General features: G+C 60.6%; 8 protein-coding genes and 2 pseudogenes. 4 read left to right on the forward strand and 6 right to left on the reverse strand.

Annotated features, from left to right (window positions below; all coding sequences use genetic code 11):
• The first annotated feature begins 396 nt into the window (after positions 1-396).
• Together PSV40_RS22220 and PSV40_RS22225 are read left to right on the forward strand one after the other, a co-directional pair.
• On the forward strand, positions 397-1998 hold the full coding sequence (locus tag PSV40_RS22220) for an AAA family ATPase (protein ID WP_300542031.1): 1602 nt from the start codon (positions 397-399) through the stop codon (positions 1996-1998).
• Positions 1991-3076: a UvrD-helicase domain-containing protein gene (locus PSV40_RS22225; RefSeq protein ID WP_300542033.1), complete on the forward strand. Its 1086-nt coding sequence runs from the start codon at positions 1991-1993 to the stop codon at positions 3074-3076. The genes PSV40_RS22220 and PSV40_RS22225 overlap by 8 nt, the downstream gene beginning before the upstream one ends.
• A gap of 260 nt (positions 3077-3336) precedes the next feature.
• On the opposite strand, the pseudogene PSV40_RS22230 reads toward PSV40_RS22225, so the two are convergent.
• Positions 3337-3648 (reverse strand): annotated as a pseudogene (locus PSV40_RS22230) (TolC family protein); the annotation flags it as partial.
• Positions 3649-3787: 139 nt separating this feature from the next.
• Here PSV40_RS22230 and PSV40_RS22235 point away from each other — a divergent pair.
• Together PSV40_RS22235 and PSV40_RS22240 are read left to right on the forward strand one after the other, a co-directional pair.
• Positions 3788-4009, forward strand: a complete 222-nt coding sequence (locus tag PSV40_RS22235; RefSeq protein WP_300542035.1) for a type II toxin-antitoxin system PrlF family antitoxin — start codon at positions 3788-3790, stop codon at positions 4007-4009.
• Positions 4009-4407, forward strand: coding sequence for a PIN domain-containing protein (locus tag PSV40_RS22240; RefSeq protein ID WP_300542037.1), 399 nt, complete (start codon positions 4009-4011; stop codon positions 4405-4407). Before PSV40_RS22235 ends, PSV40_RS22240 begins: the two co-directional genes overlap by 1 nt.
• 113 nt (positions 4408-4520) lie before the next feature.
• Here the strand turns inward: PSV40_RS22240 and PSV40_RS22245 are convergent, their stop codons facing one another.
• The 5 genes and pseudogenes from PSV40_RS22245 to PSV40_RS22265 form a co-directional block, all read right to left on the reverse strand.
• Positions 4521-5864: a TolC family outer membrane protein gene (locus PSV40_RS22245; RefSeq protein WP_300542039.1), complete on the reverse strand. Its 1344-nt coding sequence runs from the start codon at positions 5862-5864 to the stop codon at positions 4521-4523.
• Between the two features lie 75 nt (positions 5865-5939).
• Entirely contained in the window at positions 5940-6296 is a 357-nt protein-coding gene (locus PSV40_RS22250) for a rhodanese-like domain-containing protein (RefSeq protein ID WP_300542041.1), read from the reverse strand.
• 14 nt (positions 6297-6310) lie between these two features.
• Positions 6311-6994, reverse strand: coding sequence for a protein-L-isoaspartate O-methyltransferase (locus tag PSV40_RS22255; RefSeq protein WP_300542043.1), 684 nt, complete (start codon positions 6992-6994; stop codon positions 6311-6313).
• A gap of 42 nt (positions 6995-7036) precedes the next feature.
• Positions 7037-10264 (reverse strand): efflux RND transporter permease subunit, encoded by a 3228-nt coding sequence (locus tag PSV40_RS22260; RefSeq protein ID WP_300542045.1) that lies wholly within the window; start codon positions 10262-10264, stop codon positions 7037-7039.
• An 87-nt stretch (positions 10265-10351) separates the two neighbouring features.
• Positions 10352-10753, reverse strand: a pseudogene (locus PSV40_RS22265) (efflux transporter periplasmic adaptor subunit); the annotation flags it as partial.

The following is a 10753-nucleotide window of genomic DNA, read 5'->3' on the forward strand; positions in this document are numbered from 1 at the left end:
GCCCAAACCTCGGGCAGGCAATCTCGCCTCACACACAGAAATTCAGACACCCCCTTTTCCGTCGCCAGAAAACGCCATCTATCTCGGAAATTTCAGCACTTGTACGGAAGCTGTGCTAGCGGCACGCTCATATTTTTTTCAGGTGAACGGTTGCTTCTATTGCTCTCGTGCTTGCCACACACAATAGCAGCTCCTGATTAGATCCACTCTTTTGTTGATCTCGTGTCTTAATGCTAGCGATGCGCTCTTGGGTAGAGAGCGTTTCAGAGACCGGAAGTTGCCACTCCCCAATCCTCATGAAAGCCATCGCCCACCAACGCTATGTGCCACACTCTGTGCGACGTTTAAACCTTACGCCTTCGTCACAGGGAGGCCCACCCCAGATGAGGATGACAAGTGCTCACCAATATAAAGATTCAGGGATACCGAATCCATAGGGACCTGCTCCTCAAGCCGAACCGAAAGTTCAATCTCATCGTCGGGGCGAATGAGTCCGGCAAATCGACGCTCATGGAGGCCGTCGCACTCGCATTGACGGGTCGCGTCAACGGCCGAAGCGCTTCCGAGGAACTCAATCCTCACTGGTTCAATACTGCCCTTGTCCGAGATTTCATTCAAAAGAGGACGAACGGTTTCCCGGTAGGCTTTCCGGAGATTCTGATTGAACTGTCCTTTGAAGACGTTCCTGAGCTGCAAACTTTGTGCGGCGCAATCAACACACACCTCCCAACCCATGCCTGCCCGGGAGTCACCATGCGGGTCGCGCCCAACCCTGAATACGCGGCGGAGCTGGAGGAATGGGCCAAGGTTCCAACGCCGTTGCTTCCCGTCGAATACTACCGTTGCGACTGGCGCTCTTTTGCCGACAAGGAAATCACGGTCCGCCCCAAGATACTGGCCACCGCCGTTATTGACTCACGTACTGTCCGGGCCACGTCCGGCATTGACTACCACCTGCGCCAGATCCTCGGGGACCAACTGGAGCCTGCAGAGCGCGCCGAGATATCACTCGAATATCGCAATGTGAAAGCGCTGATGTCGAAGAGTGCGCTGAGCGGCGTCAACATGAGGATGAGCTCCGTGCACGCGACGCTGCACAACCAGCCAATCGCCCTCGCCATGGATCAAACTTCCAGAACCTCTTGGGAAGGAGTCGTTACGCCACACGTCGATAGCGTGCCGTTCTCTATGTCCGGCCAAGGGCAGCAATCGGCGATCAAGATTTCACTTGCTATGAACCGGCATGCCGGACGCGCCAAATTTGTAATGATCGAGGAGCCCGAGAATCACCTTACACACACCAGCCTCGTAACTTTGCTGGCGCGCATTGAATCCCTGGCCGGCGAGAAACAGCAGCTGTTCGTTACCACTCATAGTTCGTTTGTACTCAACCGACTGGGGCTAGACGCTTTGGTGCTGATGGGTAATAACGTAGCAGCGAAGCTCACCGAACTGCACCCCGATACGGTGTCCTACTTCAAGAAGCTTCCTGGATACGACACTCTCCGCATCGTCCTAGCGAACAAAATCGTTCTTGTCGAGGGCCCATCGGATGAAATCGTATTCGAGCGTATTTTCTTGGACATGTACGGCAAGCGACCGATGGAATGTGGCATTGACGTTCTCAGCATGCGCGGGCTCTCGCTTGCCCGCGGTCTGGCGCTTTGCGCTGCACTTAGCAAGCCGGTGGCCGCGCTTCGCGATAACGACGGTTTCGATCCAGTTGGACTTCGCGACTCCGTGAGTGAGTGGCTGAAGACAGGCGAACGAGAACTCTTTATTGGAGAGGTGGCTCATGGAAAAACCCTTGAGCCTCAGTTAATCCACCACAGCGGCGAAACACTGCTACGTGACATCCTTGGCATTACCACTGCCGCTGATTTACTGACATGGATGACCCGAGAAAAAACTGAGGCTGCACTACGAATCGGCGAGTCGGCCAAAAAAATCGTGCCTCCAGCGTACATGCTTGCGGCAGCCAAGTTTGCACATGGGTAACCAACTTACGCTAGCAGTTGCAGGATCCCGGAAGACGCAGGGAATTGTTGAGCACTGCGCTTCGCTCTCCGGTGATCGGCGAGTCCTTATTCTTACGTATACCCAGGCTAACCAGGAGGAACTGCGCAGCCGTCTCCAGCGTTATGCGGGGGACCACCACCACGTCGAAGTGATGGGCTGGTTTACGTTCTTATTGCGCCACTTTGCCAAGCCATTCTTACCGTTCAAATTCTCCGGACAACGAGTGCTTGGCTTCAATTTCGAAGGGAGGCCACGCCGTATGGCGAGTGGCAAAAGTCGCTTCCTGGACTCGAACGGAGCAGCGTATGCGTGCGAGCTTGGCAGACTCGCTCACGAGCTTGTTGCCGATAGTAAAGGCGCACTGTTGCGAAGGCTTGAGTGCATCTACGATGAGATCTTGATAGACGAGGTGCAGGATCTCAGTTCGCACGACTGGGATATTTTTGACGTACTTTTGCGCTCATCCATCGAAGTTCGAATGGTTGGTGATATCCGACAGTCGGTCCTCGCCACGAACCCGCGAAGCCAGAAGAATGCAAAGTACTCATATGCCAGCGCGATTAGCTGGTTTCGTGAGCGTCAGACAGAAGGCCTGCTCGAAATAAAAGATAGCGTGGTCACTTGGCGCTGCCATCCTGACATCGCTGCTTTTTCTGACACGATTTTTGATCCTTCCTGGAAGTTTCCTGCAACACAATCGAAGAACGAAGCAGTGACTGATCATGACGGTGTCTATCTGGTGGCAAGCAAAAACGTCAATGAGTATGTCGACCTATACCAGCCACAGTGTTTGCGCCATAGCGTGACCTCCGGAAAAAACTTTGATCTAGTTTTTTTGAATTTCAAGGTCTCAAAAGGCATGACTTATGAGCGCGTCTTGATCGTACCTACTGCACCTATCGCCAAGTTCATTGCTTCGGGAGCCTATCTGGGGGCAATCCCCGCATCCAGCTTCTATGTGGCGGTTACGAGAGCAAAGCAGAGCGTCGCTATAGTCCTCGATGATCCTGGTAAATCCACGCTGCAGTTCTGGCAGCCACGACAAAACGAAGCTTGACCGCAACTGCATGAGATGATGGATGTCGGACTACGGCGCAAGCAAATAGACCAAGCCGACAGTGTTCAGTAATGTCCTCTAGCCGATAACGGATCTGATCGCGGAAAGCGCTAACTACCGATAACTACATATTGTCGATAGTCAAGCTTGAGACGTTGACCAGTTCACGCATGACGGGATGGTCATGTCCAGAGGCAGATCGCCAAAAGATTCCTTCTACTGAGCAGAGGACAGGAGCCTACAGACCCGTTCGCGCTGACCTACTGCACCAGCAACGAGTTGATCAGCAACAAATCTTCCGGCGTCAACGTGCCGTTGGCCTGGCGCAGCCGCAGGCCGCCGATCAGCACGTTGTAGCGCGCCTGGGCCAGGTCGCGTTTGGTCTGGAACAGCTGGCTTTGTGCATTGAGTACATCGATGTTGATGCGCACACCGACCTGGTAGCCCAGCTTGTTGGCGTCCAGCGCGCTCTGGCTCGACGCCTCGGCGGCTTCCAGCGCCTTGACCTGGCCCTGGCCCGCCAACACGTCGAAGTAGGCGGTGCGGGTGCTCAGGGCAGCGCCGCGTTTGGCGCGGACAGGGTGATCAAGCTGATCGAAATATCCAGGAACGAACGCCGCGACTGTTGAAGGACAGCCCACCTAAAAAATCTGCGAGCTGGTTTTGCCGTTTTCGGATATCATTACATTTCAATAAAAGTAAGGAATAACCATGGCCGAATCCACTCTGACCGTGAAGGGTCAGACGACTGTTCCCCAGCCCATCAGAGATGCTCTGCATGCCGAGCCAGGAACCAGGTTGCACTGGCACCTGATGCCGGATGGCACGGTCATTGTGCGGGCCAAAACCCAGTCGCTGCTTGACCTTGCCGGAACGCTCAAGGCGCCGCAAGGGAAAAAAGTGCGTATTGCAGACATGAACGCCTGGCGCTGATGGCCGCACTCGACACCAACGTGCTGGTTCGCTATCTTGTGCAGGACGACGAGCGGCAGCTCGCATCGGCCAGGAAGCTCATTCGCGCTGCGATTCGTGCGGGTGAGACCTTGTATGTCCCTATCACTGTGTTTCTGGAGCTGGAGTGGGTATTGCGCTCGAACTTCGGCTTTGACAAAGAGCTGATCGTTGCCACCTTGTCCAGCCTTCTGGCGTCTGTGGAATTGTCTTTTGAATCAGAGGCCGCGGCCGAGATTGCCCTGACGCTGTACCAGCGCGGCAAGGCGGACTTTTCCGATTGTGTTCACGTCGCACTGGCCCATGCCGCTGGTGAAAGTCCGCTGTGGACATTTGACCGAGCCGCTTCAAAACTTGATGGCGCCAAAGTGCTGGCGTAAACACTGAAAGCAGCGCTGGTCCGAGCGGGTCTCAACCCAGCAGGGGCTGCAGGCGCGGCGCCCCCCCCTCGGTGGGAGGCCGAGAACTGCACGCAGTGAGCGAACGTGGGGGCTTAGGGCACCAGCAACGAATTGATCAGCAACAAATCTTCCGGTGTCAGCGTGCCATTGGCCTGGCGCAGCCGCAGCCCGCCGATCAGCACGTTGTAGCGCGCCTGTGCGAGGTCGCGCTTGGTCTGGAACAACTGGCTTTGCGCATTGAGCACGTCGATGTTGATGCGCACGCCGACCTGGTAGCCCAGCTTGTTGGCGTCCAGCGCGCTCTGGCTGGACGCTTCGGCGGCTTCCAGCGCCTTGACCTGGCCCTGGCCCGACAACACGCCGAAGTAGGCGGTGCGCGTGCTCAGGGCAACGCCGCGTTTGGCACCTTCGAGGTCGGTGCGGGCTTTTTCTTCGAGTGACAGCGTTTCGCGGATGCGGTTTTGCGTGGCGAAGCCGGCAAACAGTGGCAGGTTCAGCGCCAGGCCGACCGTGGTGCTGTTGCTGCGGTAGTCCAGCGGGCTGGTGGCGCTGCCCTGGGGGTTGCGCTGCACGCCGTAGCTGGCGGTCAGGTCCAGCGTGGGTTTGTGGCCGGCTTCGGCCTTGTCGATTTCGAGCTTGGCGACTTCCAGGTTGGCCTGGGCCTGGCGCACCGTCGGGTGGATGTCTTCGGACTGCCGGACCCAGGTGTTCACGTCGGCGGGCACCAGCGGCGGCAGCTCGACGGGCACCAGCAGGCCTTTGGGCTGGGCGTCGGTTTTGCCGACCAGCTGGTCAAGGGCGATTTTCTTGACGCGCAAGTCGTTTTCGGCGGCAATTTCCTGGGCGGTCACCAGGTCGAAACGCGCCTGCGCTTCGCGCGAATCGGTGACGGTGGAGGTGCCGACCTCGAAGTTGCGTTTGGCCGAAGCCAGCTGTTCGCCCACCGCGGCTTTTTGTGCCCGGACAAATGCCAGTGTGTCCTGCGCGGCCAGCACATCGAAATAGGCCTGGCTGGTGCGCACGATCAGGTCCTGCTCGGCCGCTTCGAGCTGGGCCCTGGACAGCACCACTTGCTGCTTGCCCTGTTCGTAGGTCGCCCAGTTGCCGGGCCGGTACAGCGGCTGCGAGGCGTTCAGTGAGCCTGTCTGCGTCGGGAAGCTGCGGTCGGCGACCGGGTTGGTGTTCTCAAAATTGGTACGCGATACACCCAGCGACAGCCCGGCCGTTGGCAAAATGCCGGCCTTGGCCTGCGCGGCCTTGGCCAGGTTGGCTTCGTACAGCGAACGTGCCGACTGGTAGGACGCGTCGTACTCGCGCGCCGAACGGTACAGCTCCACCAGGTTCTGCGCCTGAACGGCTGGCGCAAAAGCTGCCAATACGGCACTCAGCGCAAGAGACAGGGGCAGCAGGGCCGGTTTTTTGAAGAGTGTTTTCATGGGGTGTCCTGATGAAATGTGAAGTCGGTGAAGTCGGTGAAGTCGGAGAAGTCGGAGAAGAGGGCGGGCCAGGGGTCAGTAGCGCGGGACGGAGGCATCGCGCTGCACGGACCACGCGTTGATGCCGCCCTGCAGGTTGACCACCTGCGTGAAGCCGTTCTGCGCCAGGAAGTTGGCCACCTGCTGGCTGCGCGCCCCGTGGTGGCACAGGCAGACCACCGGCTGGTCGGCCGGCAGTTCTTCCTTGAGATCAAAGATCCGCGCGGCGACGGCACGCATCGGGATGTGCAGCAGCCTGAAACCGTCTTCCTTGACCGACGTCGTCTGCACTTCCCACGGCTCGCGCACATCGAGCACGATGGGTGCGGGGCCGCCGGCCGGCAGGCTGGCAAGCCAGGCGTTGAAGTCAGCGGGGGACAGTTGGTCAATCATCGGGACGGCTCGGGTTAAAAGTTGAATTTTGAGGGTTCAGGGAAGTTGAGCAGGCGCGGAGCAACCGTGTCCCAACCCTGCGTGGTGCGGAAGGCGGCTTCGCCGACGCGGGTGACCAGAGTGGCGCGCATGACAGGCTCAAAACCCACCATGGCGCTGAGCCGGCCGCCGATTTTCAGCATCGCCAGCAGCGCGGGCGGCACTTCGGCGACCGAGCCGCTGAGCACGATCACGTCGAAGGGGCCGCTCAGCGGGTCTTTGCCGGAGACGGCCTGGCCGAGTTTGGCGGCGCCGTCGCCGGTGCGCACTTCGGCGTTGTAGACGCCGGCTTTTTTCAGGTTGTCCCGGGCAAGCTGGGCCAGGTCGGGGTCGATCTCCAGCGTAATGACCTGCTGGGCGCGGTGCGCCAGCAGGGCGGCCATGTAGCCCGAGCCGGCGCCGATCTCGAGCACTTTTTCATGCTTTTGCACGGCCAGGTCCTGCAGGATGCGCGCCTCGACCTTGGGCGCCAGCATGCACTGGCCGGGCTTGGCGCCCAGCGGGATCTCCATGTCGGCAAAAGCCAGGGCCCGCATCGCGGTCGGCACGAAGTCCTCGCGCTTGACCACGGCCAGCAGGGAAAGCACCTGGCTGTCCAGCACTTCCCAGGGGCGGATCTGCTGCTCGATCATGTTGAAACGGGCTTGTTCGTAGTTCATGGTGTGGTCTGTAATAAACGGTGGGACTGTCGGGGAAACCCATCATTTTAGTTGGGGGGCAACCACCGGGGCGGGCAGGGCGCGCCGGCCGGTGAAGATTCGTTTGAACCATTGCGCCAGGTCATCCAGGTAGCAATAGGTCACGGGCACCACCACCAGCGTCAGCAATGAGGAGGTAATCACGCCGCCAATGACGGCCTGGCCCATGGGCGCACGCTGCTCCGAGCCTTCGGTCAGCGCAAAGGCCAGCGGCACCATGCCGAAAATCATCGCCAGTGTGGTCATCAAAATCGGGCGCAGGCGCACGCGCGCGGCCGTCAAGAGGGCTTCGCTGCGCTCCATGCCTTCATCGCGCATGCGGATCGCAAAATCGACCAGCAGGATGGCGTTTTTCGTGACCAGGCCCATCAGCATCACCACGCCGATGATGGAAAACATCGACAGCGTCGAGCGGAACAGCAGCAGCGCCAGCACCACGCCGATCAGCGTGAGCGGCAGCGAGGTCATCAGCGCCATGGGCTGCAGAAAGCTCTTGAACTGGCTGGCCAGGATCATGTAGATGAACAAAATCGCCAGCACGAGGGCCGAGATCGCATACCCAAAGGACTCGGCCATGTTTTTGGTCGAGCCGCCAAACTGGTAGCGGTAGCCGGGCGGAAAGCTGATGCTGTCGAGCGCCTTGCGGATGTCGGTGGAGACCTCGCCGGCCGAGCGGTTGTAGACGTTGGCATTGATGGCGACTTCACGGGTGAGGTCGCGCCGGTTGATCTGGTTCGGGCCGGTGGCTTCCTTCACCGTGGCCACCTGGCTCAGGCGCACCGTGCGGGCCGAACCGTCGGGGTTGCTGCCGATGACGCTGCTGATGAAGGGCAGGCGCTCCAGATCCTGCGGTGTATTGCGGGCGTCGGGCGCGAGGCGCACATTCACGTCGTAGGTCTGGTCGTCGGGTGCGCGCCAGTTGCCTACCGTCTGCCCGGCCACCAGCGTGCGCAGCGACGCCGCGATCTGCGCCACCGACAGGCCCAGATCGGACGCGGCATCACGCTTGACGTCCACTTCGATGGTCGGCTTGTCGGCCTTGAGGCTGGAGTCCAGGTCCACCAGGCCGGGGATGCCGCTGATCTTGGCCATCACCAGGCCGGTCAGGCGCTCCAGCTCTTTCAGATCGGCGCCCTGCAGGGAAAACTCCACCTGCTTGTTGCCGCCCACGGCGTCGAGCAGACCGACGTGGGTCACGGTGATGCCGGGCACCTGCTTGAGCCGCTCGCGCAGCACGCCGGACATCTCGTCCACGTTGCGGCTCCTGGCCTTGCGGTCCACCAGACGCACGTAAATGCTGGCGTACATCTTGCCCTGGGCGTTGCCGGTGTTGATGGTGGACAAGGTGTACTTCACTTCGGGGAATTCGCGCAGGATGGTTTCGACCTGCCGCGTCTTGGCCTCGGTCGCCTCCAGCGACGACCCCACCGGCGTGTAGAAATTGAGCGAGGTTTCCGAGAAGTCGGCCTTGGGTACGAACTCGGTGCCGAGCAGGGGCACCATGAAAACGCTGGTCACAAAAATCGCCAGCGCCAGGCCCACGGTTGCCAGCTTGTGCACCAGCGACCAGCGCAGGATGCGCTGGTAGGTCTCGGCCAGCGAGTCGGTGGCGCGTTCGAACCAGCCGGTCACCCGGCCTATGGTCTTGTCGTAAAAAGTGACCGGCTTGCCGTGCTGGCCGTGCGCATGAATGCTCGGGTCATGCCAGATGCTCGACAGCATCGGGTCCAGCGTGAAACTGACAAACATCGAGATCAGCACCGCCGCCACGATGGTGACGCCGAACTCGTGGAAGAACTTGCCGATGATGCCGCCCATGAAACCGATGGGCAGAAACACCGCCACGATGGAAAACGTGGTGGCCAGCACCGCGAGCCCGATTTCCTGCGTGCCTTCCATCGCGGCCTGGTAGGGCAGTTTGCCCATTTGCACATGGCGCACGATGTTCTCGCGCACCACAATCGCATCGTCGATCAGCAGGCCCACACACAGGCTCAGCGCCATCAGCGTGATCATGTTGATGGTGAAGCCAAACAGGTTCATGAACAGGAAGGTGCCGATGATGGAGATCGGCAGTGTCAGGCCGGTGATTACCGTGGAGCGCCAGGAATTCAGGAACAGGAAGACGATCAGGATGGTCAGCAGCGCGCCTTCGATCAAGGTGCGGCGTACGTTTTCAACCGCCACCCGGATGGGCCGCGAGCCGTCGCCAATCGGCTCCAGCCGCGTGCCTGCGGGCAGTTGCGCCTGCAATTCAGCGATGGCCTTGTTCAGGCCATCGACCACCGCAATGGTGTTTTCGCCCTGGGCCTTCTGCACGGTCAGCAGCAAGGTGCGCTGGCCGTTGTACAGCGCCAGGCTGTCGATCTCCTGCGAGCCGTCGCGGATGGTGGCGACCTGGTCCACGGTGACGGTGCTGCCCGCACCGGCGGCGGACACCTTGCGCGCCACAATGATCTTGCCGAAGTCTTCAGGCCGTTTCATGCGGGCGTCGATTTTCACGACGCGTTCCTGCGCCAGCGAACGGATGGCGCCCACCGGCAGGTCCTGGTTTTCGTTGCGCACGGCGCTCGCCACCTGGTCGGCCGTGATGCCCAGCGCTTCCATGGCCTGCGGGTTCAGGTAGATGTTGATTTCGCGCTTGCTGCCGCCTACCAGGCTAACCGAGCCGACGCCGCGCACGTTTTCCAGCCGCTTCTTGAGCACCTGGTCGGCCCAGTTGGTCAGTTCGACGGCGGTGGGCAGGGCCGCTGTGCCTGCCGCTGCAGGCGTTTTGCCAGTCCCGCCTGCAGCCATCGGCAACACGGCGACCGACCAGATGGCGCGATTGGCCGGGTCGAAGCGCAACACGCGCGGCTCCTTGACCTCGTCACGCAGCAGCGGACGCAGCGAAGCAATCTTTTCGCGCACGTCTTCCGCAGCCTTGCGGCCGTCGATCTGCAGCTGGAATTCGATGATGACGACCGACTGGCCTTCGTAGCTGCGCGAGGTCAGGGCATTGATGCCGGCAATCGAGTTGACGCCTTCCTCGATTTTCTTGGTGACTTCGCTCTCGACGATCTCGGGCGAAGCGCCGGGGTATTCGGTCGTGACCACCACCACCGGAAAGTCAATGTTCGGAAACTGGTCAACCTGCAGGCGCTGATAGGAGAACAGGCCCAGCACCACGATGGCGAGCATGACCATGGTCGCGAAGACCGGATTTTTCAGGCTGACCTGGGTGAACCACATATCAGTGCCCGCCCGGCCGCCCGAAGGGCAATGAGCGCCCCCTCGGGGGGCAGCGAACGCAGAGAGCGTGGGGGCAGTACATCTGGTTTACGGCGCGGTTTTGGCGGAAGTTGCAGGTGCGGCCTGGGTCCCGGCGGGCGCCTGCGTGAACTTCACGGCCGTGCCCTCGCGCAAGGCCCCCACGGCGCCGGAAATGACCACCGCGTTTTCCGCCAGCCCCTTGACGGCCACCAGGGTGCCGCTGCCCGCGTCTGCACCACTGCTGCCGCGCAGGCCCATCTCCACCTGCTTGTGGATGACCTGGTTGTTGTCCACCACCTGCACATAAGGCGCGGGCTTGTCGGTACGCACGGCGCTCAGCGGCACGGCCAGGGCCGTCAGGCGTGTCGTGCCCAGCGTGCCCTGCGCAAACAGGCCCTGGCGCAGGCCCAGGGGCGCGGCTTTGTTGTCGATGCCCAGGTACACCAGCACGCTGCGGCTGCCGCCCTG

This window comes from Polaromonas sp. (assembly GCF_029945925.1).
Taxonomy (GTDB): Bacteria; Pseudomonadota; Gammaproteobacteria; order Burkholderiales; family Burkholderiaceae_C; genus Polaromonas.

Excerpts from the sequence above, each read along its gene's own strand:
- PSV40_RS22225 (WP_300542033.1), top strand. The coding sequence starts at position 1,991 with ATGGGTAACCAACTTACGCTAGCAGTTGCAGGATCCCGGAAGACGCAG.
- PSV40_RS22235 (WP_300542035.1), top strand. The coding sequence starts at position 3,788 with ATGGCCGAATCCACTCTGACCGTGAAGGGTCAGACGACTGTTCCCCAG.
- PSV40_RS22240 (WP_300542037.1), top strand. The coding sequence starts at position 4,009 with ATGGCCGCACTCGACACCAACGTGCTGGTTCGCTATCTTGTGCAGGAC.
- PSV40_RS22245 (WP_300542039.1), bottom strand. The coding sequence starts at position 5,864 with ATGAAAACACTCTTCAAAAAACCGGCCCTGCTGCCCCTGTCTCTTGCG.
- PSV40_RS22250 (WP_300542041.1), bottom strand. The coding sequence starts at position 6,296 with ATGATTGACCAACTGTCCCCCGCTGACTTCAACGCCTGGCTTGCCAGC.
- PSV40_RS22255 (WP_300542043.1), bottom strand. The coding sequence starts at position 6,994 with ATGAACTACGAACAAGCCCGTTTCAACATGATCGAGCAGCAGATCCGC.
- PSV40_RS22260 (WP_300542045.1), bottom strand. The coding sequence starts at position 10,264 with ATGTGGTTCACCCAGGTCAGCCTGAAAAATCCGGTCTTCGCGACCATG.